General features: G+C 51.9%; 19 protein-coding genes and 1 tRNA gene. 7 read left to right on the plus strand and 13 right to left on the minus strand.

All coding sequences use genetic code 11. The features are described from left to right. Positions 1 to 85: 85 nt before the first annotated feature. From argF (SERS4_RS0103030) to argF (SERS4_RS0103045), 4 genes are all read right to left on the minus strand, one after another. Positions 86 to 1,090 carry an ornithine carbamoyltransferase gene (argF, locus tag SERS4_RS0103030; RefSeq protein WP_017891433.1) on the minus strand — a complete coding sequence of 335 codons (1,005 nt, stop codon included), beginning with the start codon at positions 1,088 to 1,090 and terminating at the stop codon, positions 86 to 88. Positions 1,091 to 1,108: 18 nt separating this feature from the next. Further along, complete coding sequence (gene arcC, locus SERS4_RS0103035) at positions 1,109 to 2,026, minus strand: carbamate kinase (protein ID WP_156816635.1); 918 nt, start codon at positions 2,024 to 2,026, stop codon at positions 1,109 to 1,111. A 21-nt stretch (positions 2,027 to 2,047) separates the two neighbouring features. After that, positions 2,048 to 3,268, minus strand: coding sequence for an arginine deiminase (gene arcA / locus SERS4_RS0103040; protein WP_026142173.1), 1,221 nt, complete (start codon positions 3,266 to 3,268; stop codon positions 2,048 to 2,050). Between the two features lie 618 nt (positions 3,269 to 3,886). Next, positions 3,887 to 4,906 (minus strand): ornithine carbamoyltransferase, encoded by a 1,020-nt coding sequence (argF, locus tag SERS4_RS0103045; protein ID WP_012005010.1) that lies wholly within the window; start codon positions 4,904 to 4,906, stop codon positions 3,887 to 3,889. A gap of 163 nt (positions 4,907 to 5,069) precedes the next feature. Between argF (SERS4_RS0103045) and rraB the strand changes: the two genes are divergently transcribed. Beyond that, positions 5,070 to 5,498 carry a ribonuclease E inhibitor RraB gene (gene rraB / locus SERS4_RS0103050; RefSeq protein ID WP_012005011.1) on the plus strand — a complete coding sequence of 143 codons (429 nt, stop codon included), beginning with the start codon at positions 5,070 to 5,072 and terminating at the stop codon, positions 5,496 to 5,498. A 55-nt stretch (positions 5,499 to 5,553) separates the two neighbouring features. Further along, positions 5,554 to 6,318 (plus strand): tRNA isopentenyl-2-thiomethyl-A-37 hydroxylase MiaE, encoded by a 765-nt coding sequence (gene miaE, locus SERS4_RS0103055; RefSeq protein WP_012005012.1) that lies wholly within the window; start codon positions 5,554 to 5,556, stop codon positions 6,316 to 6,318. A 21-nt stretch (positions 6,319 to 6,339) separates the two neighbouring features. On the opposite strand, the gene SERS4_RS0103060 is transcribed toward miaE, so the two are convergent. Beyond that, positions 6,340 to 7,947 (minus strand): GMC family oxidoreductase, encoded by a 1,608-nt coding sequence (locus SERS4_RS0103060; RefSeq protein ID WP_017891436.1) that lies wholly within the window; start codon positions 7,945 to 7,947, stop codon positions 6,340 to 6,342. Positions 7,948 to 8,299: 352 nt separating this feature from the next. Here SERS4_RS0103060 and SERS4_RS0103065 point away from each other — a divergent pair, with 352 nt between their 5' ends. After that, the gene (locus SERS4_RS0103065) at positions 8,300 to 9,289 is read left to right on the plus strand and encodes an acyltransferase (protein ID WP_017891437.1); all 990 of its coding nucleotides are present in this window, start codon (positions 8,300 to 8,302) and stop codon (positions 9,287 to 9,289) included. A 47-nt stretch (positions 9,290 to 9,336) separates the two neighbouring features. Here SERS4_RS0103065 and SERS4_RS0103070 read toward each other — a convergent pair whose 3' ends face one another. From SERS4_RS0103070 to pepA, 4 genes are all read right to left on the minus strand, one after another. Further along, entirely contained in the window at positions 9,337 to 9,840 is a 504-nt protein-coding gene (locus SERS4_RS0103070; protein ID WP_026142174.1) for a GNAT family N-acetyltransferase, read from the minus strand. Positions 9,841 to 10,036: 196 nt separating this feature from the next. Beyond that, entirely contained in the window at positions 10,037 to 12,928 is a 2,892-nt protein-coding gene (locus SERS4_RS0103075; RefSeq protein WP_017891439.1) for a valine--tRNA ligase, read from the minus strand. 13 nt (positions 12,929 to 12,941) lie between these two features. Further along, a complete protein-coding gene (locus SERS4_RS0103080; RefSeq protein ID WP_017891440.1) occupies positions 12,942 to 13,391 on the minus strand; it encodes a DNA polymerase III subunit chi in 450 nt (149 codons plus the stop codon). An 84-nt stretch (positions 13,392 to 13,475) separates the two neighbouring features. Further along, the gene (gene pepA / locus SERS4_RS0103085) at positions 13,476 to 14,987 is read right to left on the minus strand and encodes a leucyl aminopeptidase (RefSeq protein WP_012005018.1); all 1,512 of its coding nucleotides are present in this window, start codon (positions 14,985 to 14,987) and stop codon (positions 13,476 to 13,478) included. A gap of 280 nt (positions 14,988 to 15,267) precedes the next feature. Between pepA and lptF the strand changes: the two genes are divergently transcribed. The 4 genes from lptF (at position 15,268) to SERS4_RS0103105 (ending at position 19,227) form a co-directional block, all read left to right on the plus strand. Continuing rightward, positions 15,268 to 16,362, plus strand: a complete 1,095-nt coding sequence (gene lptF / locus SERS4_RS0103090) for an LPS export ABC transporter permease LptF (protein ID WP_017891441.1) — start codon at positions 15,268 to 15,270, stop codon at positions 16,360 to 16,362. Continuing rightward, on the plus strand, positions 16,362 to 17,432 hold the full coding sequence (gene lptG, locus SERS4_RS0103095) for an LPS export ABC transporter permease LptG (RefSeq protein ID WP_012005020.1): 1,071 nt from the start codon (positions 16,362 to 16,364) through the stop codon (positions 17,430 to 17,432). Before lptF ends, lptG begins: the two co-directional genes overlap by 1 nt. A 245-nt stretch (positions 17,433 to 17,677) precedes the next feature. After that, positions 17,678 to 17,762, plus strand: a tRNA-Leu gene (locus SERS4_RS0103100). 199 nt (positions 17,763 to 17,961) lie between these two features. Beyond that, positions 17,962 to 19,227 (plus strand): integrase arm-type DNA-binding domain-containing protein, encoded by a 1,266-nt coding sequence (locus SERS4_RS0103105; RefSeq protein WP_017891442.1) that lies wholly within the window; start codon positions 17,962 to 17,964, stop codon positions 19,225 to 19,227. Positions 19,228 to 19,335: 108 nt separating this feature from the next. Here SERS4_RS0103105 and SERS4_RS0103110 read toward each other — a convergent pair whose 3' ends face one another. From SERS4_RS0103110 to SERS4_RS0103125, 4 genes are all read right to left on the minus strand, one after another. Beyond that, positions 19,336 to 20,439, minus strand: coding sequence for a nuclease (locus tag SERS4_RS0103110; RefSeq protein ID WP_017891443.1), 1,104 nt, complete (start codon positions 20,437 to 20,439; stop codon positions 19,336 to 19,338). 143 nt (positions 20,440 to 20,582) lie between these two features. Then, a complete protein-coding gene (locus SERS4_RS0103115) occupies positions 20,583 to 22,484 on the minus strand; it encodes an AAA family ATPase (protein WP_017891444.1) in 1,902 nt (633 codons plus the stop codon). A 44-nt stretch (positions 22,485 to 22,528) separates the two neighbouring features. After that, on the minus strand, positions 22,529 to 24,304 hold the full coding sequence (locus SERS4_RS0103120; protein WP_017891445.1) for a restriction endonuclease subunit S: 1,776 nt from the start codon (positions 24,302 to 24,304) through the stop codon (positions 22,529 to 22,531). Beyond that, complete coding sequence (locus SERS4_RS0103125) at positions 24,304 to 25,776, minus strand: N-6 DNA methylase (protein ID WP_017891446.1); 1,473 nt, start codon at positions 25,774 to 25,776, stop codon at positions 24,304 to 24,306. The genes SERS4_RS0103120 and SERS4_RS0103125 overlap by 1 nt, the downstream gene beginning before the upstream one ends. Positions 25,777 to 25,781: the final 5 nt, after the last annotated feature.

A 25,781-nucleotide genomic window follows, 5' to 3' on the forward strand; every position in this document is an offset into this window, starting at 1 on the left:
TTCCTCCAGCTACACAGGGCAGCAAGAAAGTAAATAATGATGCAGAGAGGGGAACGCGGCAGTGACTGGCACCGCCGCCTGCCGATCAGTCGCCGAGGGTGGCGACCATTACGGCCTTGATGGTGTGCATGCGGTTTTCCGCTTCATCGAACACGATGGAGTGGGAGGATTCGAACACCTCTTCGGTGACTTCCAGCCCTTTAAGACCGTAGGCAAGCTCAATCTCTTTACCCACTTTGGTTTGCTCGTTATGGAAGGCGGGCAGGCAGTGCATAAATTTGACCTGTGGGTTGCCGGTGGCTTTCAACACCGCAGCATTGATCTGATAGGGCTGCATCAGCTTGACGCGCTCAGCCCAGGCTTCCTTGGGTTCCCCCATAGAGACCCAAACGTCGGTATAGAGGAAGTCGACATCTTTCACACCTTGCTCAACCTTGTCGGTCAGGGTGATACGCGCGCCGGTATTGCGGGCGATATCGCTACACTGTGCGACCAGCGCTTCATCAGGCCAAAAGGCCTTTGGTGCGACCAGACGGATATCCATCCCCATTTTTGCTGCGCCGACCATCAACGAATTACCCATGTTATTGCGCGCATCCCCAAGGTAGGCGAAGGAGATTTGATTGAGTTTTTTCCCCGGCAGATGCTCCAGCATGGTCATCAAATCCGCCAGAATTTGCGTCGGGTGGAATTCGTCGGTCAAACCGTTCCATACCGGCACCCCGGCAAATTCCGCCAGTTCTTCGACAATCGCCTGGCCGAAGCCGCGGTATTCAATACCGTCATACATCCGGCCCAGCACCCTGGCGGTATCTTTCATCGATTCCTTAATGCCGATCTGGGAGCCGGTGGGGCCGAGGTAAGTGACCCGGGCGCCCTGGTCGAACGCGGCCACTTCAAACGAGCAGCGGGTGCGGGTAGAGGTTTTCTCAAAAATCAGCGCGATGTTTTTACCGCACAGGCGTTGTTTCTCTGCTTTTGCGTATTTGGCTTTTTTAAGCGCGAAGGCCAAATCGATCAGGTGCTGGATTTCGTCGGTGCTGAAATCCAGCAGTTTCAGAAAATGGCGATGACGTAAGTTGATGCTCATAAGGTTGCCCCTCTCTATTCAATGCGTTGGAGAAATTAATGTGCCCTGCTCGCCGGTCAGAATGCGGGTGGCATCTTGCAGTGCGCCAATGCCGGCAATGCCGTGGCGAGAGCGCACAAAATGGCTGGCAGCCGAGACTTTCGGCCCCATGGATCCGGCGTCGAAGGTGATGTCGGCCAGATCCTCCGGCGTCACCTTGCTCAGCGCTCGCTGCTGTCGGGTACCCCAGTCGAGATACACGGCATCGGCATCGGTCAGGATCAAAAGAGCGTCGGCATTGATTTGTTCCGCCAGGAAAGCGGCGGACAGATCTTTGTCGATCACCGCCTCGATCCCCTGCAATCTGCCTTCCTGCCGCAGCACCGGAATGCCGCCACCACCGGCACAGACAACCAGATGGCCCTGGGCAATCAGTGCGTTAATCGCGGCGGTTTCAATGATGTTGAGCGGCTTGGGTGAAGGCACCACGCGGCGGAAATACTTGCCGTCCGGTTTGATTGCCCAACCTTTATCCAGGCTTAGCGCCAGCGCGGTTTCCTGGTCGTAGACCGGCCCGATATATTTGCTGGGGTTGCTGAAGGCGCCGTCGTCAGGGTCAACCTCCACCTGGGTGAGCAGCGCACTGACTTGTTGCTCCGGCAGACAGTTTTTCAACTCTTGAATCAGCAGATAACCGATCATGCCCTGGCTTTCTGCCCCCAATACGTCCAGCGGATAAGGCGCGACCTGCGGGTAGGCGCTGTTTTGCAGCGCCAATAATCCGACTTGCGGGCCGTTGCCGTGCACCAGTACCACGTTCCAGTCCTTGGTCAGCGCAGCGATTTGGCGGCTGGCGAGCAAGACGTTGCGGCGCTGGATATCCGCCTCAAGCGGTTCTCCACGGCGCAGCAGGGCGTTCCCACCCAGGGCAATCACCACAGTAGGTTTAGTCATGATGTTTATTATTCCGTTGGGGGGTTAGATAGCGTCGCGTTCCAGCGGGCAGCTCATGCAGCGGGCGCCGCCGCGGCCACGGCCCAGTTCATCGCCGGGGATCGGCAGTACGGTGATGCCGGCCTTGTCGTATTTTTCGTTGGTCCAGGTGTTACGTTCGTAACCGACCACCACGCCAGGGCGGATAGTGAGGACGTTATTGGCATCGTTCCATTGTTCGCGCTCAGCTTCGAAGCTGTCGCCACCGGTGGTGATGAGCTGCACCTGGGTAATCCCCAGGGCGCGTTCAATCGCGGTCAGGAAGTGTTTTTCCTGTTGGCGATGCAGGCCGCCTTTCCCGTCAGGGGTCAGCGTCCAGCACTGTGACTCTTTGCGCACCACTTCCGGATAGACCGAGAAGGTATCCAGGTTGATGTGAGTCATGACGGTATCCAGGTGCATACAGGAACGGTGCTTGGGTAATTCCAGGGCGATGACCCGCTCTGCCTGATGGGACTGGAAGAGTGCCTGTGCCAGGAATTCCACCCCCTGTGGCGTAGTGCGCTCTGACATACCGATTAATACCGCGCCGCGGCCAATAACCAGGACGTCGCCACCTTCCAGCGTGGCGTGATCATAATTACGTTCCTCATCGCCAAAATAAGTCGTGAAGTTGCCTTTTGAAAAATAAGGATGCCATTTATAAATGGCACGCAGATTATTGGTCTCACGCTGCCGTGCCGGTTTCGCCATTGGATTAATCGATACGCCGTTATATATCCAGCATGAGGTATCGCGGGTAAATAAATGGTTAGGCAGTGGATTCATAATAAAATCGTTGCCCTGATGGGTATCGACCACCATATTACTGAAGCTGGCAGGGATCTCGGCATAGGTCAGGCCTCCGGTCATATGGCGGGCAAGTTGCAGATCGGACAAGTCGCCCAACCAGCCACGAATATCGGCCGCCAGTGACGGCCCAAGCCGGAAGTCAGAGACCTGTGTCGACAACAGCCATTGCTTGGCAGCGGGAATGCTCATGGTCTCTTTCAGTAGATCGGTAAGCAGTAATACTTCGACATTCTGGTCTCTTAGCGTTTTGGAGAATATATCGTGGTCGGCGCCAGCTCGTTCGACAGATAATACGTCATCAAATAAGAGTTCATGACAATTAGAAGGTGTTAATCTTTTCAAACTTAAATTAGGACGGTGAAGCATAACGCTGCGCAGTTGGCCTATTTCAGACCCTACATAGTTCTTATTCATTTCATTCCCTATTTTCAGATTTGAGTAACATCGAACGAAAAGAAATAAAGGGATTATTTCCTTTCATAAGGATGGGTACCGTTGCGTTGCGGAGAATAATAAACTTTGCTTGCTGGTTTTTTGTGATGGAGATCACGTGATAAATAGGCGGGAAATGAAACATGCTATTAATTGATTGATGTCATTGTTTTGTTTTTAAATCTATTATTCAGAATGAATTAATACTCGCGCCTCGCGTTAATTATCCAATAATAAAAAGGAGGGGCGGGCCTTGGTTTGATCAGTTTTATCTTAACTTATTGTTTTTATTTTCTTTGTGTGGATGGCTGGCGTACTTATTCACTAATTGGCAATTTATATTCTTATGAATCCATGTTTTTTTGAATTTTTATTCCTGTTGGCAGCAGAGTGGCGATTTTTATTTTTGTGATAGGGTCGGTTTATCTTTTTTTTATGCTGAGTAAACAGATTATTAGCACCGGGGTTTATCCCGGTCAGGATGGGGTTATGCGCGCAGTTTGCATAAAAATCCACTGAACGGCGAAAGAGGACGGAATAATTAATCGGCAAGGGGATGGGGCGGGTCAAGAGCCCGCCCGACATGCCTGGCTGGTGGGGTTAAAGCGTTTCGCTCAGGGTGGCGACCATCACCGCCTTGATGGTGTGCAGACGGTTTTCCGCCTGATCGAACACCACGCTGTGCGCGGACTCGAACACTTCATCGGTCACTTCCATGCCGCCATGCAGTCCGTATTGCTCTGCCATCTGCTTGCCGAGGGTGGTTTGGTCGTCGTGAAACGCCGGCAGACAGTGCAGGAATTTAACGTTCGGGTTGCCGGTCAGTTTCACCATCGCCATATTGACCTGATAGGGTTTCAACAGCCCAATACGCTCGTGCCAGGTTTCTTTGGGTTCACCCATCGACACCCAGACGTCGGTATACAGGAAGTCCGCGTCCTTCACCCCTTCGGCAATATCTTCGGTCAGGGTGATTTTGGCCCCGGTCTGTTTGGCTAATGCCTGGCACTCTGCCACCAGCTCCGGCTGTGGCCAGCAGGCCTTCGGCGCCACCAGACGCAGATCCATTCCCGCCAACGCGGCGGCTTCCAACAGGGTGTTGCCCATATTGTTGCGGGTATCGCCGAGGTAGGCGAACTTCACCTCGCTCAGCGGCTTGCCCGGCAGCTGTTCCTGTACCGTGAGCAGGTCTGCCAGCAATTGGGTGGGGTGGAACTCATTGGTCAGCCCGTTCCATACCGGCACGCCGGCATGCTGGGCCAGGGTTTCCACCAGATGCTGGCCGTAACCGCGGTACTGAATACCGTCATACATCCGGCCCAGCACGCGGGCGGTGTCTTTCATCGACTCTTTATGGCCAATCTGGCTGCCGCTCGGGCCGAGATAGGTGACCTGAGCACCCTGATCGAATGCGGCAACTTCGAAAGAGCATCGGGTACGGGTCGAGTCTTTTTCGAAGATGAGCGCGATGTTTTTGCCCTGCAGGTGGCGTACTTCCTTGCCTTGCTTCTTGGCCTGCTTCAAGTCGGCCGACAGTTTCAGCAGCGCATGCAGCTGTGCCGGGGTGAAATCCATTAACCTCAGGAAGTGACGTTTGTAGAACGGGTTTATGCTACTCATTGCCGTAAATCCTTATCGCTTAAATTGAATTTAAATTCACTTTATATGTATGAATATTCAATTTCAACCCCGGAATGGAAATCTTTCACGTTTATCGTGGAAGCAATGCCGACGGTGTGTGAAAATAGGCGCAATACAGGCCATTTGACTTGAGGATATAGGCATGGCAAACAGCGAACAGCTAGACGAACAACGTGAAGAGACCCGCCTGATCATCGAAGAACTGCTGGAAGACGGCAGCGATCCAGAGGCGCTCTACACCATCGAACACCATCTCTCTGCTGAAAAGTTTGAAGTGCTGGAGAAAGCCGCTGTCGAAGCCTTCAAGTTAGGCTTTGAAGTGACCGACGCCGAAGAGCTGGAAGTGGAAGACGGTACCCTGGTGATGTGTTGTGACGTGATCAGCGAAGTGGGTCTGAACGCCGAAGTGATCGACGCTCAGGTTGAGCAACTGGTCGCACTGGCGGCACGTTGCGGCGTTAACTACGACGGCTGGGGCACCTACTTCGAAGATCCGAACGGCGAAGAAGGTGACGATGATGAAGAAGAAGGTGACTTCATCGACGAAGACGACGACGGTAAACGCCATTAATTAACTTCTGCTTAATTCCTGTGGGCCGGCGCTTGTTGGCCCCTGATAAGAACACATGAAATACCAATCCCTGTTAGCCCCGATTTTAAACTTCCTGCACTGTGAAACCCCAGACGCCTGGATTGATGCTGCGCGCCGCCCGGAAAACCTGCCGCTGTTGCTGACTGACCATATGGTTTGCGAGCTAAAAGCCGCGCAGACCGGCATGTGGCTGATCCGTCGTTACGTGGCTGACAAGGAGAGCGGTGACGCACTGCTGGCGCTGCTCAGGCCTTACGAGGCATTTTTGCATGAAGCGCAGGGCGTGCCGGAAGCGCTGTTCCAGCAGAACAATTTCACCCGCAAGATCCTGCCAAAAAACGGCTCGGCCTACGGTCAGGATCTGGCGGACAGAATGGTGCTGCTGATCAAAGAAGAGCTGCATCATTTCTCGCAGGTGCTGGAGATTATGCTGGCGCGGCAGATCCCGTATAAGAAAATCACCGCCAGCCGCTATGCCAAAGGAATGATCCGTGAGATCCGCACCCACGATCCGGCCACGCTGATTGATAAACTGATTTGCGGCGCTTATATCGAAGCGCGTTCCTGCGAACGTTTCGCCCGCCTGGCGCCGCACCTGGACGACGAGCTCAACCGCTTCTACGTTTCGTTGCTGCGCTCCGAAGCGCGTCACTACCAGGACTACCTGACATTGGCCGAACAGATAGCCGGTGGCGATATCAGCGAACGGGTGGCCCATTTTGGCCGCATAGAAGCGGCGCTGATCCAAACCCCGGACAGCGAATTCCGTTTCCACAGCGGCGTGCCTGCCATCGCCTGATAGCCGGGCACCCGTATGAATTTATTCCGGCGTGCCCAGCAGCAAATCCACCGCTTTTTCCGCCAGCATGATGGTCGGCGCATTGGTATTACCGCTGGTCACCTGCGGCATCACCGAGCAGTCGATCACCCGCAACCGTTCAAATCCGTGCACCCGCAGTTGTAAATCGGTTACCGAGTCCTGCGGGGATTGGCCCATGCGGCAACTGCCGACCGGGTGATACACCGTTTTGCAGAAGTTGCGTACGAACTCTTCCAGTTGTGCCTCATCGTTCAGCCATGCCGGCTGCGGCATCAGCAAATCTTTGATCAGCGGTTTGAGGGCGGCGGTTTGCAGAAAACGCAGGCCGAACTTCACCGCACGCACGCTGCCGGCCAAATCTTCCGGGTGGCCAAGATAGTTGGCGTGCAGCTTCACCGGATCCTTGGGATCGCGACTGCGCAGCAGCACTTCACCGCGCGCCCTGGGTTGCAGATAGCCAACCTTAAGCGTGAAGCCGTGGATATTGGGCAGTGGTTCGCCGGGTACGTCGTCCCAACTGTCGAGCATCGGCAGGAAGTGGATTTGTACGTCCGGCCGGCCGTCGCCCAGGCTGTCGGTGAAGGCGGCCCCTTCCAGCACGTTGGAACTCAGCACGCCGCTGCGAAACGCCAGCCATTCGGTGCCGTGGCGTAGCGCCTGCAGGCCGCGATCGGCACCGTACAAACTGATCGGCTCGCGGGTGCTGACGTTGATCGACATATGCAGGTGATCGTGAAAGTTCTTGCCGACCGGCAGATCCGCCAGCGGTTCGATCCCCAACTGCTGCAGATGTTCGCGTGGCCCGATGCCGGACAGCATCAGGATCTTTGGCGATCCTACCGCGCCGGCGCTGAGGATCACTTCCTGCGCGGCATGGGCCGTGACCTCGGCACCGCCGTTTTGGCTATACACCACGCCGGTGGCGACGTTGTTGTCGAGTACCACCCGGTGTACCAGCGCATTGAGTTTCACCACCAGCCGCTGTTCGTTACGCACGGCTTTCAAATAGGTACGCGCAGTGCTGGCGCGCTCGCCGTTGTGGGTAGTGGTTTGGTAGAAGCCGACGCCCTGTTGGCTGTCGCCGTTGAAATCGTTGCGGTAGGGGAGATCCAACTCCTGGCCGGCGCGAATAAACGCCATGCTGAGCGGGTGGCGGTAACGGTTCTCGCTGACCGGCAGCAGCCCCTCGCCACCATGATAGCTATCCGACAGGCTCTCGTTGGCCTCGGCGCGTTTGAAGTAGGGCAGCACGTCCTGATAGCCCCAACCAACACAGCCATAGCGTTCGGCCCACTCGTCGTAATCCTGTCGCTGGCCGCGAATATAGATCATGCCGTTGACCGAGCTGCTGCCGCCCAACACCTTGCCCTGGGCGATTTGCATGCGGCGGTTATTGGCATGCGGCTCCGGCTCGGTTTCATACGGCCAGCTTTTTTTGGCGATGATTTTCGCCACGCCGGCCGGCATCTTGATGAACAGATTATTGTCGTCGCCACCGGCTTCCAGCAGCAGTACCCGCGCCTGGGTGCGGCGGATCAACTGCGCCGCCAGCACGCAACCGGCAGAACCGGCACCGACAATGATGTAATCAAAAGCGTTTTCCGACATGACTGCTCCCTGTGCGATTGCGGCATTAGCCTGTTCTGGCAGAGTATCCCAAGCGGGTCAGAGGTCAATTTGCAATCATTAATTTATTAACGAATATCACAAAAAATATTTGTATTTTTTATCATATTCATGATTTATATGAATAAAAAATAACGTAACCATATTAATGTTTGTATGTTGATTGTCTGCGGGCACAGGCTGGCGAGAGAAAATGCGGTTTTATAAACAAACGGCGCATTGTTTCTTAAAGGAATATTAATTATGAGACTTATCCGAGCAGGAAAGAGAGTGTCAGCGTAAAAATGCTGCTATATGATGAGCCAATCTATTATCGGATAAGATATTAAGAAATATGGAAATTTCGATTAATAAGTCTAATTATTTAAAAGGGATTGCCATCATTCTGATGTTAATCCACCATCTATTTGCTTACCCAAGCCGCATTAGCCAGGATATCCCGGTTTATCATATGGCTAACAGTGTCGATATTGAGATGTTTGTTGGCCTGTTCGGCAAGATTTGTGTGTCGATGTTCCTGTTTTTATCCGGCTACGGATTCTCGCTAAAAAAAGAAGTGTCGTTTAAATATATCTGGGGCAAGCTGAAGAACTTATATATCAGCTACTGGATAGTGCTGTTTATCTTTGTGCCGATTGGCATCATTTTCTTTCCGGGCGAAAGATATTCCCTGTCGCCGTTGCTGTTTCTCGAAAACCTGATGGGCATAAAATCCACTTATAACAGCGAGTGGTGGTTCTTTAAACTCTACGTGTTGTATGTGCTCTCTTTGCCGCTGCTGTCGCGGCTGAATATCGGCCCGTTGCTGGGGCTGCTGTTTCTGGCGGCGCTGTGCGGCAAGGGGCTGCAGTATGTTGGCTGGGCGCCAGAGGTGTTGATTGAATATTGCACCTGGTTGCTGCCGTTTGGCTTTGGCATGGTGTTTGGCCGTAGCCAGAAAATGCCGCCGAACTCGTGGCTGGTGAAACTGATCGCCATCCTGAGTCGTACCCATCCGCTAATCTTGCTGATGGTGACGGTGGCGGTATTTATCGTCGCGCATAATCCTGGGCTGCTGCTGGTGACGCCGCTGTTTATTATTGCGCTGATGAATACGGCAGATGGCTTGGGCAGCAGGGTGAACCGGATAGTGGGCGAGTTGGGCAAGCATTCGATGTATATGTGGCTAACCCACAGTTTCTATTGCTATTACTTCACCCAGAAGCTGATCTTTGCGCCGCGCTATACGCCGCTGATCCTGCTGTTGTTAATTGCCGTATCCTACCTGACCAGCCTGGTGCTGAGCCGGATTGAGTTGGCAGTGAAAGGCGGGGTGAGGGCGTAGGGGCGCTGCATGCTGCGCCCGTTATTACCGCGGGCGCAGTAGCAAGATCACAGCGTCTTCAGCATCGTGACTTCGCAGTCGACGTGGCCGGTGGTGCCCATGGCCTGGTCGATATGCTCAAAGCCCAAATGCTCATACAGGCCGATAGCCTGGGTCAGACTGGCGGTGGTTTCTAAATAACAACAGCGGAAACCCTGTTGACGGGCGAACTCCAGTGCCTGCAGCGCCAGGCGTTTTGCCAGGCCCTGGCCGCGTAAAACCGGCAGGAAATACATTTTCTGTAATTCGCAAATATCCACTTCACCGCCCTGCAGCGGCGCAACACCGCCACCCCCGGCAATCTGACCGTCGACTTCTATCACCCAATAAGCGCTGCGAGGCAGGCTGTAGAGCTGATACAAGACGTCCAGATTGGGGTCGGAAACGGTATAGCCTTTGTCCGCCGTTAAACCGTGCTCGGCGGAGACTTCGCGAATGACATTGGCAATAGCGGCATTATCGTCAGCCGTTATTGGGCGCACCAGAAGACGTACTGGGGTTGCTGTTGTCATGTTTACACTCGCCATTAAAAGGAACCACATTCGTTTTTATCGCAGCACAAAACGCGCCTGGGTTGATTCCCCGGCGGCATCCATGCGGCATATATTAATATATTGTAATAACATCTTAAGCGGGCCGGATGCAACGGCGATAAAAAAACAGCGGGGAAATCCCCGCTGTTTTCAGCTGTTACAGTGAACCGACAGATTACAACGCGGCGATGGTCGCCTGCTGTTCCTGCAGCTTCACTTTGCCTTCTTTGCAGGCGGTCAGACGTTCGCGCTCTTTGGCGACCACGGCTTCTGGCGCACGCGCCACAAAACCTTCGTTAGACAGCTTACCTTCGATCGAGGCGATTTCCGCATCCAGCTTGCCCATCTCTTTCGACAGACGCGCAATCTCGGCGTCTTTATCGATAAAGCCGGCCATAGGGATCAGCAGCTCGGCACCGTCCACCAGTTTGGTGACCGATAACGGACCTTTGTCACCGGCAGGCAGCAGGGCGATCGACTCCAGACGTGCCAGACGCTGAATAAAGCTCTGGTTCTCCTGCACGCGGCGCTGGGCGTCGGCATTGCAGTTGCGCAGCAGCACTTCCAGCAGTTTGCTCGGGGCGATGTTCATCTCGGCGCGAATGTTACGCACCGCGGTGATCGCCTGCTTGATCCACTCCAGGTCGTTCAACGCTTGCGTATCTTCCAACGCGGCGTCGTACTCTGGGAACGGCTGCAGCATGATGCTTCTGTTTTGATGAGTAGCCGCGGTTTCGCCGGTCAGGGTTTTCACACGCTGCCAGATGGTTTCGGTAATGAACGGGATCACCGGGTGCGCCAGGCGCAGCAGGGCTTCCAGCACGGTAATCAGCGTATGGCGAGTGCCGCGCTGTTCCGCTTCGCTGCCGTTGGTCACCACCGGCTTGGTCAGTTCCAGATACCAGTCACAGAACTGGTTCCAGGTGAATTCGTACAGGATGTTGGCGGCCAGATCGAAGCGGTAAGTGTCCAGCGCTTCGCGGTATGCCTTCACCGTGCGGTTAAATTCAGCCAGGATCCAGCGGTCCGCCAGCGACAGCACTTTCTCGCCGCCGTTAAAGCCACAGTCCTGGCCTTCTGCGTTCATCAACACAAAGCGGCTGGCGTTCCACAGCTTGTTACAGAAGTTGCGGTAGCCTTCCAGGCGCTTCATGTCCCAGTTAATGTCACGGCCGGTAGAAGCCAGTGCCGCCAGGGTGAAGCGCAGGGCGTCGGTGCCGTGCGGCTCGATGCCGTTCGGGAACTGCTTCTCGGTGCGCTTGCGGATTTTTTCCGCCAGCTGCGGCTGCATCATGTTACCGGTGCGTTTTTCCAGCAGGTCTTCCAGCGAGATGCCGTCAACCATGTCCAGCGGGTCGATCACGTTACCTTTCGACTTGGACATTTTCTGCCCTTCGTCGTCGCGGATCAGACCGGTCATGTAGACGGTCTTGAACGGAACCTGTGGCTTGCCGTTTTCATCCTTCATAAAGTGCATGGTCAGCATGATCATGCGCGCAATCCAGAAGAAGATGATATCGAAGCCGCTGACCATCACGCTGGTCGGGTGGAAGGTTTTCAGCGCGTCGGTCTGCTCAGGCCAGCCCAGGGTAGAGAAGGTCCACAGGCCGGAAGAGAACCAGGTGTCCAGCACGTCTTCGTCCTGGTTCAGCACCACGTCAGGGCCCAGGTTGTTCTCGCTGCGCACTTCTGCTTCGTTGCGGCCAACATAGACTTTGCCGTTCACGTCGTACCAGGCCGGGATACGGTGACCCCACCACAGCTGACGTGAGATACACCAGTCCTGAATGTCACGCATCCAGCTGAAGTACATGTTTTCGTACTGCTTCGGCACGAACTGGATCTCGCCTTGCTCAACCGCTTCCACCGCCACTTTCGCCAGCGGAGCCGTACGCACGTACCATTGGTCGGTCAGCATAGGTTCGATCACCACGCCGCCGCGGTCGCCGTAAGGCACCGTCAGATCGTGTGGTTTGATTTCTTCCAGCAGGCCCAACTCTTCAAAGGCGGCAACTACCGCTTTACGCGCGGCGAAACGCTCCAGGCCACGGAACTGGGCCGGGATCTCGTTGCAGTAATCGGTGCAGATTTCGCCGAGGGTGTTGAACACTTCCGCTTCCTGACGGATATCGCCGTCGAAAGTCAGGATGTTGATCATCGTCAGGCCGTGACGTTTACCGACTTCGTAGTCGTTAAAGTCGTGCGCCGGGGTGATTTTCACGCAGCCGGTGCCTTTTTCCATATCGGCGTGTTCGTCACCGACGATGCGGATACGGCGACCAACCAGCGGCAGAAGGATTTCTTTGCCGATCAAGTCTTTGTAGCGTGGATCTTCCGGGTTCACCGCTACGCCGGTATCACCGAGCACGGTCTCCGGACGGGTGGTGGCGACCACCAGGTAATCTTTGCCTTCGGCGGTTTTGGCGCCGTCGGCCAGCGGGTAGCGCAGGTGCCACATGGAGCCTTTGGACTCGCGGTTTTCCACTTCCAGATCGGAGATGGCGGTGCGCAGTTTCGGATCCCAGTTCACCAGGCGCTTGCCACGGTAGATCAGATCTTCTTTGTGCAGACGAACAAACACTTCACGCACCGCGTTGGACAGGCCTTCGTCCATGGTGAAGCGCTCACGCTCCCAGTCCACGGAGTTGCCCAGACGGCGCATCTGACGGGTGATGGTGCCGCCGGATTCTGCCTTCCACTGCCAGATTTTGTCGATGAACGCATCGCGGCCATAATCATGGCGGGTTTTGTTTTCTTCTGCGGCGATCTTACGCTCAACCACCATCTGGGTGGCGATACCGGCATGGTCGGTACCCGCCTGCCACAGGGTGTTTTTGCCCTGCATGCGCTGGTAACGGATCATGGTGTCCATGATGGTCTGCTGGAAGGCGTGGCCCATGTGCAGGCTACCGGTGACGTTCGGCGGCGGGATCATGATGCAGAAGCTTTCCTGGCTGGTATCACCATTTGGCTTGAAGTAACCCTGGTTTTCCCAGTGATCGTACAGCTTCTGTTCGATCTCTTTCGGGTCGTAGGCGGTATCGAGGTGACTGTTTGTCTTTTCCATTTTATATCGTTGTTCAGTGAGTTGGCGGCGTGGCCGTGGTCAAATGGAAGCCGACGCTGCGATAAGCTTTATATCGGTCGCGCGCCAACTGTTTTAAGGTGTCTTCGTATGGGACGAAGTCTACCACTTCATGGAAAGCAGTAGCAAAATCTGCAAACTGCGGCAGCAGGGCGATCAGCAGGTCACGCGGGGAGTTGCCGCGTTTGCCGGGCCAGCACAGTTCGACCGGGGCGCCGTAATGCGGGCCTTCACCGGCCAGGTTGTGGGGCACGAACTGGTGCGGATCGCGCTGCCATAGCGCTTCGTCCAACCGTTGGGCCTGTTCCTGGCTCTCGCAGGCGATCAACACCCGCTTGCCGGAACGCCAACGTTCGGCGGCAACGGCGCAGGCCACGGCCTCATGCGCGCTGAGCGCACCTGTGGGTTCCGCGTGTTCGATTAGATAGAACGTTGCCTGTTTCATGGTCTGATTCACCGCTGCCTATAAAAAGTGTAGGGGCACAGCATGCTGTGCCCCTCGGGATTATACCTGAATTACCGCTCAGATTTAATCGTCGCCGTTCAGCCCCGCACGGTTAAGCAGGAACTGCGACAGCAAGGCAACCGGACGACCGGTGGCCCCTTTGGCCTTGCCGGAGCGCCAGGCGGTGCCGGCGATATCCAGGTGCGCCCAGCTGTACTTACGGGTAAAGCGCGACAGGAAGCAGGCTGCGGTGATAGCCCCGCCCGGACGGCCACCAATGTTCGCCATATCGGCAAAGTTGGAGTCCAGCTGCTCGTAGTACTCGTCGGACATCGGCAAGCGCCACGCGCGGTCGCCGGCCTGTTCGGACGCGCCAATCAGTTCATGCGCCAGCGGGTTGTGGTTCGACATCAGGCCGGTGATGTGGTGGCCCAGGGCGATCACGCAGGCACCGGTCAGGGTGGCAACGTCAATCACCAGCTCCGGATCGAAACGCTCAACGTAGGTCAGGGTGTCGCACAATACCAGGCGGCCTTCGGCGTCGGTGTTCAACACCTCGACGGTCTGGCCGGACATGGTGGTCAGCACGTCGCCCGGACGATAAGCGCTGCCGCCCGGCATGTTTTCACAGCCGGCCAGCACGCCGATCACGTTCAGCGGCAGGTTCAGTTCCGCCACCACGCGCATCACGCCGTACACGGTGGCAGCGCCACACATGTCGTACTTCATCTCGTCCATGCCTTCGGCAGGTTTGATCGAGATGCCGCCGGCATCGAAGGTCAGGCCTTTACCGACGAGCACAATTGGCTTAGCGTCCGGGTTAGGATTGCCCTTATATTCCATCACCGACATCAATGATTCGTTACGCGAACCTGCGCCAACCGCCAGATAGGCGTTCATCCCCAACTCTTTCATCTGCTGTTCGCCGATGACGCGGGTGGTGATGTTGGTGCTGAAGGCGTCCGCCAGTTGACGAGCCTGTGAGGCCAGGTAACCGGCGTTACAGATGTTCGGCGGCATATTGCCGAGATCTTTCGCCGCCTTGATGCCGGAAGACACCGCCAGACCGTGCTGGATCGCACGTTCACCGCTGGTGAGTTCACGACGGGTTGGCACGTTGAACACCATTTTACGCAGTGGACGGCGTGGCTCCACTTTGTTGCTTTTCAACTGATCGAAGGTGTAGAGCGTTTCTTTCGCGGTTTCCACCGCCTGACGCACCTTCCAGTAAGTGTTGCGGCCTTTCACGTGCAGCTCGGTCAGGAAGCAGACCGCTTCCATGGAGCCGGTATCGTTAAGGGTATTGATGGTTTTTTGAATCACCTGTTTGTACTGGCGTTCATCGAGCTCGCGCTCTTTGCCACAGCCAATTAACAGGATGCGTTCGGAGAGAATGTTAGGTACATGGTGCAGCAGTAACGTCTGCCCGACTTTACCTTCCAGTTCGCCACGGCGCAGCAAAGCGCTGATATAACCATCACTGATTTTGTCGAGTTGTTCTGCGATAGGGGACAAGCGGCGCGGTTCGAAAACGCCGACTACAATACAGGCACTGCGCTGTTTTTCCGGGCTACCGCTTTTTACACTGAACTCCATGCACTCTCCTGAATCTTAAAGACAAAGGCAGGCGCTACGGCTAGAATGGCGCACTCCGTAACGATCTCCCGCCATTGAGTTAACGAGTTATGTTAACCTGAACGGCGTAAATTGCTCTGTTTTGGCGACTATAGGCAAGTTCCTATAGGACACCCAAATGCTAGATGTTGTAATACTATTTTAGCTGTGTCGGTTGCCATATGATGAGAATAAATGGCGGATTAGCGATGAAACTATCGATTTTCCTGCAAAAAGACAAGTTTTCACAGGCGTAATAAGCGTGATCATCATAAGATATCTGGTACGGGAAACGCTAAAGAGCCAAATCGCGATCCTGTTCATCCTGCTTCTGATCTTCTTTTGTCAGAATTTAGTCAGGGTGTTAGGCGATGCGGTGGACGGCGATGTCCCGACAAATTTAGTTCTTTCTTTGCTCGCATTGGGTGTGCCGAAGATGGCGCAGCTAATCCTGCCATTAAGCCTGTTTCTTGGCTTGTTGATGACGCTTGGGCGGCTGTATACCGACAGCGAAATCACCGTGATGCATGCCTGCGGACTGGGTAAACGAACCCTGATCATTGCGGCCATGGTATTGGCACTTTTCACCTCCGTTATTGCGGCGGCCAACGTGTTCTGGGTCGGGCCCTGGGCTTCGCGCTATCAGGACGTGGTGGTTTCCGAAGCCAAAGCCAACCCAAGCATTGCCGGGCTGGCAGAAGGGCAGTTCAAAACCTCGCAAGACGGCAACGCGGTGCTGTTTATCGGCAATGTTAAGGGCAGCACCTTTAACAACGTGTTCCTGGCGCAACTGCGGCCGAACGGCAACCAGCGCCCTTCCGTGGTGGTGGCTGAACATGGCCAGATTAACCAGATGAAAGACGGTTCGCAGGTGGTGACGCTGGACAAGGGCACCCGCTTTGAGGGCACCGCGCTGCTGCGTGACTTCCGCATTACCGATTTCAACGACTATAAAGCCGTAGTCGGCCACCGTGCGGTCACCGTGGACGGCAACCAGGCCGAGCAGATGTCGATGAAGACGCTGCTGGAGTCTGATGATCCGGACGCGCGCGCCGAGTTCCACTGGCGCCTGACGCTGGTGCTTTCCGTGGTCATTATGGCGTTGCTGGTGGTGCCGCTCAGCGTGGTGAACCCGCGTCAGGGCCGCGTGCTGAGCATGCTGCCGGCCATCCTGCTGTATTTGATATTCTTCCTGCTGCAGACCTCGCTGCGTTCTAACGGCGGCAAGGGCAAGCTGGATCCGATGGTATGGCTGTGGGTAGTCAACGCGGCGTACTTTGCGATCGCGCTGGCGCTGAACCTGTGGGATACGGTGCCGATGCGTAAGCTGCGTGCACGCCTGAGAGGAGCGGCCTGATGTTTGGCGTTTTAGACCGATATATCGGTAAGACGATTTTCAACACCATCATCATGACGCTGTTCATGCTGGTGTCGCTTTCCGGCATCATCAAGTTCGTCGACCAGTTGCGTAAAGTGGGCCAGGGTGAATACACGGCGCTCAGCGCCGGGATGTTTACTCTGCTGAGCGTGCCGAAGGACATCGAGATCTTCTTCCCGATGGCGGCCCTGCTGGGTGCACTGCTTGGCCTGGGGCAACTGGCGACGCGCAGTGAACTGGTGGTGATGCAGGCTTCCGGCTTTACCCGCATGCAGATCGCCGGATCGGTGATGAAAACCGCCATCCCGCTGGTGCTGTTGACCATGGCGATTGGCGAGTGGGTGGCACCGCAGGGCGACCAAATGGCGCGTAACTACCGCGCGCAGCAGATGTACGGCGGCTCGCTGCTTTCCACCAAGAACGGCCTGTGGGCGAAAGACGGCACCGACTTTATCTACATCGAACGCGTTGCGGGCGAGAAAGAGCTTTCCGGCGTGAACATCTACCACTTCAACGACCAGCGCAGGCTGGAGACGGTGCGTTATGCCGCCAGCGCCAGCTTCGAAGACGGCGTATGGAAGCTTTCGCAGGTGGATACTTCTGACCTGACCAACGAAAAACAGGTCACCGGCACCCAGACGCTGACAGGTGAATGGAAAACCAACCTGACCCCGGACAAACTGGGCGTGGTGGCGCTGGATCCAACCTCACTCTCCATCAGCGGCCTGCACAACTACGTGAAGTACCTGAAGCAGAGCGGCCAGGAAGCCAACCGCTACCAGTTGAACATGTGGAGCAAGGTGTTCTCGCCGCTTTCCGTCGCGGTGATGATGCTGATGGCGCTGTCGTTCATCTTCGGCCCACTGCGCAGCGTGCCGATGGGCGTGCGCGTGGTGACCGGTATCAGCTTCGGGTTCCTGTTCTATGTGCTGGACCAGATATTCGGCCCGCTGAGCCTGGTGTACAACATGCCGCCGGTGCTGGGCGCGTTGCTGCCAAGCATGCTGTTCTTGTTGATCAGCGTTTATATGCTGTTGAAACGCAAGTAGCGGCACTGCAGGCAATTTAAGAAGGCGTAGCCATTGGGTTACGCCTTTTTTGTTTCTGGTGGCCCGGTGAGGCGGCTCTTGCCGAAATGAATACCTAGGAGCGCCGCATGCTGCGCCCATAAAACCAGCCAAACGTGACCCCGGCGACGATTTTTTCAGCACTTAACTCATTGAACAACGGATAAGTGTTGCACGCGGATCGCTGAAAGGTATAATGCCCACGTTTTCCGCATACTACTTGCAGTGCCGAAGTGGCGAAATCGGTAGACGCAGTTGATTCAAAATCAACCGTAGAGATACGTGCCGGTTCGAGTCCGGCCTTCGGCACCAACAGTATGTAAATGGACCTCTCTGGAGGTCTTTTTTTATGTCTAAAATCCAGTCCCCGCAAGGCTTTGCCCCGCTTTTCAGTCAACCGACGTCAATCTGAGTTACCCCACATCAACATGCTTGTGAGTATAGAACCGAGTATATATGCTGGTTCGATAATGCTTATATACTCACGGCAGCATATGGAAGGAATACCATCATGGCCCTGACTGATACCAAGGTGCGTTCGGCAAAACCTGAAGCAAAGGAATACTCGCTAGTAGATGGCGATGGCATGTTTTTGTTGATACACCCTAACGGCTCCAAATACTGGCGCTTTCGTTTCCGCTTTGGTGGTAAGCAACACCTTATGGCTTTTGGTGTTTACCCCGAAACGTCACTAGCTGATGCTCGTCAAAAGAGGGAAGAGGCCAGGAGGCTTGTTGCTGCCGGTGTCGATCCTCGTGAGCATAAGCGTGCAGTAAAAGAAGAACAGGCTAAAGAGGTCATCACTTTTGAATCAGTTGCCAGAGACTGGCATGCCAGTAATCAAAAGTGGTCTGAGTCGCACAGTGGCCGTGTTCTTAAAAGTCTGGAAGATAATCTGTTCGATGCGATTGGGAAGCGGAATATCGCTGAGTTAAAAACCAGAGATTTACTTATTCCCATTAAAGCCGTAGAGATGTCTAGACGTCTTGAGGTGGCAGCACGTTTACAGCAACGAACAACAGCAATTATGCGATTTGCCGTGCAAAGCGGTTTAATCGACTATAACCCCGCACAAGAGATCGCTGGAGCGGTTGCTACAGCTAAACGACAGCATCGTGCTGCGCTAGAACTGAATCGCATTCCTGAACTACTTCATCGTATCGACACATATACCGGCAGACCATTAACACGCTTAGCTGTGGAGTTGACATTGTTGGTCTTCATTCGCTCTAGTGAACTACGTTTTGCTCGCTGGTCAGAAGTAGATTTTGAAAACGCTATGTGGACGATTCCGGGAGAACGTGAGCCTTTGGAAGGTGTGAAGCATTCACATCGAGGATCGAAAATGCGGACTCCTCATCTTGTTCCTTTATCCCGGCAAGCTCTATTGATTCTGGAAAAGATCAAAAGTACGAGTGGGAATCGCGAGCTAATTTTCATTGGCGATCATGATCCTCGTAAGCCGATGAGTGAAAACACGGTGAATAAAGCTCTGCGGGTGATGGGTTATGATACGAAGATAGAAGTATGCGGTCACGGTTTCAGAACCATGGCTTGTAGTTCGTTGATTGAGTCGGGATTATGGTCGAAGGATGCGGTAGAGCGGCAGATGAGTCACCAGGAGCGTAACTCTGTGCGTGCGGCTTACATTCATAAGGCCGAGCATCTTGGGGAGCGGAGGCTAATGGTGCAGTGGTGGGCGGATTATTTGGATGTGAATCGTGAAGCAGTCATATCTCCATTCGAATATGCAAAACTCAACAATCCATTGAGGTAAGAAAATAGCACAACCATAAGCCGCAGCTAGTACTGCGGCTGTAATCAATTTTAAGAAGTCTCCCAACATACTGATTTCATGAATATCTGGAAAACCATTACCAGCGAATTACAATTCGGCGTTCCAGTTTCCGAAATATCGCTTCAACTTCTCGATGGTATGACGCCACCGTGGGGCCGTCGGCCTACACACCGTGTTTTGATTACCGAAGAAACCAATCTCGCTCACTGCCTCTTGTTCGCTGCGGGATTCAAGCCATTTAACCGAGACAAAATATTCTGATTTATCGGGATCATAGGCGTTATCGCGATACCAGGCACCAAATTTGAGCACATCCATTGCGAGTTTTTCGCCATCGTCAGTGTTAACCATAAAGCTGCTGGCCGGCTCAACGGCACTTTGTACCAGACCCACACCTACATAACCTGTTTTAGGAATATTGACCCAGACACGGTCACCCGGCTGGAGCTGTTTTAATGTTTGGCTGTACCAACTGCCACCGCCTGCGCTGATAAATCCGTAGCTGCGTGCTTCTTCCCAGACGCGGCTGTGTCGGTCGCCAAATGAGACGTAAAACTCACCGTTCCAGGGTTCTTTAGTGCTGCCATTTACGCTTGAAATTGACTGTGCGGCATTGGTTTGCGTTTCGCTCGGATCGATAAGCCAGGTGCGGCTTAAAAGCTGTTCGTTACCGTGCTGGAACACCTTAAAGAACAGGATGTTAATTGAGATACCATTCTTGCTAAGATAGTCGATAATGCGCTCGGTGGACGGATCCAATTCCGCTGCGACAATGATGATTTGGTGTGACTGGTTCAGTGAATCTTCTTCCAGTTCGATATTGAAGCGTTGTTTAAACGCGTCGCCTAAATTACCGCCGCCAGAGAATTTCTCGTAAATCTGTGACAGACGATCGGCGGTTAAGTCATCCACCCAGGAGGCGTAATCAAGCGCCTGGGCAACGACTTCACGCGGCGTGCGGTCGCGTTTAAGCTCAATCAGGATCAGCGAGGCATCCGGCGCAATCGCCAGTAGGTCGATACGCCCTTTGTCGAGCGTATTTTCCTGATGGCCGATGATCATCCATTGGTCAGAGAGAATGGAGGGATCGTTTAAGATCATCTTCTCCAGCAGTTGCTCGCTGGCGAGTTTGCTGATGGTTAGCGGCTCGGGAGTCTCTCCTACCCGCCAGATAGCGTGATGAACTGGCATTAGTGCTTCCTCTTTAAATCTGAATTTCAAATTATTGTTTTGATATATGTTCTTACTTTAAAAAAGAAGTAACACTTCAATGGATATCATTTTAATTTAGTGGTATTAAAAATTAAGTACCGTATGATATTAACTCGAAAAATTTATTCATGGCATTTGCTCTCTATGAAATCAAACAGTGGCCTAAATATTTCAAAACTCTCTGCTGGTAATGCCGGCACCATTGTTTTAGCAAATTTAGCTTTGTCACCCGCAAACTCTATGATTTCACTACCTGCGATGAAAGGTCGTTTGATGAACCATTTCTCAAGCAAATCCTCTTTATAAAACAATAGTTCTATAGATAAGTGAGAGCCTCCGCGCCCACCCCATGCTTGATTTTTTTCGTCAATAACTTGTTTTTTAATGTCATTATCCTTTGGAACAGGAAGCAACAAAGCGTAATGACATTCATATTTTAATTTTTTAGCTAATCCAGAATATGGGTCAATAACAATGTCCAGACCTTTAAGACCTTTCCAATCGTTATATGCATCGTCAAAGTCAAATAAGGCAAACATTTTTCTGTTAGGGAAGTTTAGCTTCAATTCATCACGGGAGAATAAATTTCTCAAGAAAGTACGGTCGAAAGCATTTTGAATTCCAAACGGACGGTTTCGTCTAGGGTTTAGCTTATCCCATGCGATGTTGAGAATTATTTCATCAGTGACCCCTTCAGTAAAAAGCACATTTCCAGATGATGTTTTGAGAAATTGATTTAATGCCAGTCTGGCTTCGGTTTCTGAAAAAGAGATGATCCCGGCAGATAAGTCACGAATAACCTGGTTTTTATCTTGCTTACAAAATTTTACCTTGTGGTTCTCAGAATATATCACGGAAATATATTTTTGCTCTAATGAAGCGATAGTTGAAGCACTGTGAGTAGTCACTAAAATGTGGTTTTTACATAACGCAATTGTATTAATTTCTTTAACTTGATTAATAAATTGATGCTGCCATTCTGGATGCAAAAAAGCATCAGGCTCATCAAGCAATGTCACACAGTTTTTATTTTTGAAAAACTCCGAGACTGCATAAACATAAACCGACTGAAATTGCCCATCACTAAAGGAACTAATGTCACCTTCAATATCAGAATCTAATCGTAAGGGTACAGTTATATCAGAAAGCATTCCTAAAACTTTTAGGTTATCAAACTGCTGAAAAAGTTCATCCCAGCGCTTTTCAAATTTTTCTTGTAATTTCTTTATGGATATATACAGTATGTAATGGTCTTCATCTTGAAAGTATCCTTCATTAACGGATATTTGATCAGTATTATCCCATCTGCATTGCGATAAAGAATCAAGAAATTCTTTAGTAATGCCGACTGCATTCCAATATCGATCCGTTTCATCATTCAGCTGAATATTAAAATCTCTTTTACCTTTAGCATAATCAGGGCGATCTAACTTTAATCTGATTACAGGCTCAGTAACTTCTTTGGTGCCAGGTTTTGTCAGACCCAGCTTGCTAACTGCAAGTTTATTTAGAATATAATTTCTAGCAGGATTATCTTGATGATGCGATATAATAAGAGTTAGAAGCAGACTTTTGTAATCTGGCCCAATCCCAATAATTTTACGTGAATCGGATAAATCAGCGCCTTTAATTTTTCTCTGAAATAATGATTTGTAATTACCAATTAAGCTGGACACAGTAGTATTATGTCCGGTGTAATATACAAGTATATTGTCAGGGAAAGGGGTTTTTTCTAATTTTCGTTGGCCAACCTCATCATTGATGAACAACCGATCCTTGGCCCATTCAATTTTGGTCACAATCCCATCAATTTCGTAAAATATGCCATACTCAAAACTAATTGTGTTGTTCTCTTGACCAAACTGATCAATATGACGAAAAATCTCAATGATAGCTTCAAAAAAATTAGATTTCCCGCTTGCATTTTTCCCAACAAAAACATCGATGCCATTATTATCATCAAAATCCATCTGGAAGTCATGAATGTTTTTGTATCGCGAAATGTAAATTGATTTTATGCGCACCTAACACTCCTTAGTATTCTATTAATTATGCAATAATGGCCACATTAATTTTCAAAATGAAAAATAATAGAATCAGTTAAATTCTTTTTAATGCCTTCACTTTTTACAACTAGATCTTTAAGAGTGTCGACAAGCACTAAAACACTTTCTATAACAGAAATTATCTTCTTTTTTTCATTATAAGGAGGCAATGCAACAGGCAATAGAGAAACTTGATTTCGTGTAACATTTTTCATTGATGCGCTGGTACCACCAGCTACTATTCCGTAATACTCACGTGAAAGCATAGAATTATTCACTATATTGATATAGTTCACATCTATCAAATCGGGAAATTGGAAACGTATAATTTTATCACTAAGCATTAAATGCTTAGGCACCGTTTGAGGTACAACCACAGAGCGGGCAACCAACTCGGATGTATTTGCTCTTGATAAAAGGAAATCATTCCCTTTAACTTCATATTCCTGTTTAGGCTCCAATTTTACCGGTAGCGCCTTGTTTTCCTCAGCATTGAACTCTCCCCAAGTAACTGCGCTGATTTTCAAGACCCCCCAGTCATCGCCATTTCTTGGATGTGACTCGCATTGCGGGCTCCACCCGGCCTCTGAACCAAGTGCCAAATCACCTAAACGACACCATTCCCATCCCATTGGTAGGACAAAAGGTTTTTCCTCATCACTCACTGGCGGCAACGGTTTTTGTTTTTTAATTTTTCCTTCTTTTACCAGTTGCGCTTTTTCCTGCTCAATATGTTTTAGCAGTTTGGAAGCAGGTTCATCGTTAGGATCTTGCGGCACCAGTTTACCCATTACCGCCAGTTGCAGAATGGTTTGTTTAAGGGCGTCGATGCTTGCTTCGGTAGTAAATAACGTGTCGAAATGCTCGCTAACTCGCGCCCAATTTTCGGCGAGTTCTTCGGCATGTTGGCTATCGACCAGCGTTGCTAGCAAGGTTTCTACTAGTTGCAGATGGGCATCCAGACTGGTTAGCGATTGCTGTTCCAGTTGGTCGCAAAGGGACATGAGTTCGTTAACTTTGCAGACAATTCGTTTTTGTTCTTCTTCAGGAGGCATAGGAAAAAGAAACTTAGTTATTTCCGAAAGATATAAACAAGGTTGTGCTCCCCCTCGTTTAGTTTCATGGATAAAACCTTGCAACAAAAATGAGTCCATTGAGAGTTTAAGGTAATTAGAATCGAATAATAGTGGCTTTATAATTGCCACACTTCTAACTAATGCAAAGTCAGCACTTTCTCTAATAAGAGAACTACGCCCAATTGTCCCACCAACAGATACAATTAAAAGATCACCTATTTCTGGAAGGCACCTCTCTCTCGATTTAATATAATCCGCTTCGGAAATATAGTCGCAGTTATCATAATCAAGATATCCATCTCGAACATTTTTAGCCGACATTAACTTAAAGCCATCATTAATTCTGGCGGGTGTTTTGTGATCTCCATCAGTGATTTTTGACGTAATAGTTTGTAACTGGCACCACTCCCACCCCTCTGGTACTTCAAATGGTTTTTCCTCATCACTCACTGGAGGTAACGGTTTTTGTTTTTTTATTTGACCTTCTTTCACCCGTTGTGCTTTTTCAGCAGCAATACGCTTCAGTAACTCAGACGCAGGTTCATCATTCGGATCTTGCGGCACCAGTTTGCCGCGTACCGCCAGTTCCAGAATCAGCTCGCGCAGTTTCTTAATGCCGTAGAGATCGATTTTGCCATTGCTGCCCCGCCCGGCGGTGGAGCGGGTTTGCAGCGCGGAAGTCCAGATATCGATATGCTGGGTGATCAGTTGTTCAACGGCCATCAGTTCACCTCCTTGTTACCTGCCAGAGCGGCACCGAGGATGTCACGTAGCTGATTACGTAGTTCGCTGATTTCCGCCTGCTGAGTCTGGTACTGCGCCAACAGTTCGTCCGGATCGTGGCTGACGGTTTCGCCCTGGTACGGGTTTTTAATATCGAGGTTGAAGTTGCGCGCAATGATCTCATCAATGCTGACTTTCCACGCCTGGTTGTTCTCTTCGCGGCTGGCGAAATCGTCGGCTTCGCTGCCCCACCAGTCGATTTCGGTCTGGAACTCTTCATACTTCATCGGCCTGGTTTTGCTGTAGTTCTTCACACCGTCCGGGTACGGGTGCTCGTAGAACCAGATGTCTTTGGTTGGCTGGCCTTTGGTGAAGAACAGAATATTGGTTTTGATACCGGTGTACGGGTTAAACACGCCGTTCGGTAACCGCACGATGGTGTGCAGGTTGCACTCTTCGGTGAGCAGCTTTTTGATTTTAGTTTTAACACCTTCACCAAACAGTGTGCCGTCAGGCAATACCACTGCTGCGCGGCCTTTATCTGCCAGCACTTCGATAATCAATTGCAGGAACAGATCGGCGGTTTCACGGGTTTGCATCTCTGCCGGGAAGTTTTTCTCAATACCGTCTTCTTCGGTGCCGCCAAACGGCGGGTTGGTGATAATCACATCCAGTTGCTCGTCCCATGAGGAGAGCGGCTTGTTGAGTGTGTTGTCGTGGCGGATTTGCACAGGCACTTCAATGCCGTGCAGCAGCATATTGGTGGTACACAACAGGTGTGGAAGCTGTTTTTTCTCGACGCCGTGGATCTGCTGTTGCAACGTTTTGTGGTCTTCGGTGGTGTTGACGTAATGCTCTTTCACATGGTCGAACGCACAGGCGAGGAAGCCGCCAGTGCCACAGGCCGGGTCCATGATCGATTCACCTAATTTAGGATCGATGCGGTTGACCATAAAGCGCGTGACGGCACGCGGAGTATAGAACTCACCCGCATTACCGGCGCTTTGCAGGTCGCGCAGGATTTGTTCGTAGATATCGCCGAACAGGTGGCGTTCAGAGCTGCTGCTGAAGTCGATTTCGTTAAGCTTGTTGATTACCTGGCGCAGTAACGTACCGTTTTTCATGTAGTTATAGGCATCGCTAAACGCCTGTTTCACCACAAAGCCGCGCGGATTCTTATCGATCGGAGCAGTGAGATTTTTCAATGTAGGAAACAAATCATCGTTGACGAATTCCAGCAGGGCATCACCAGTGATGCCTTCACTGTTCGTCGCCCAGGTACGCCATAAATAGCGCTGCGGGATCGGCAGCTGGTAGTCGTCCTGCTCCAGTTCCAGCTCTTCTTCCTGGGTATCAAAAATCTTCAAAAACAGCAGCCACGAAAGCTGCCCGAGACGCTGTGCATCGCCGTCCACGCCTGCGTCTTTGCGCATGATGTCCTGCAAAGATTTAATGACTGAGCTAATCGACATGTTTT

The sequence above is a fragment of the Serratia sp. S4 genome (assembly GCF_000347995.1).
Lineage (GTDB): Bacteria > Pseudomonadota > Gammaproteobacteria > Enterobacterales > Enterobacteriaceae > Serratia > Serratia quinivorans.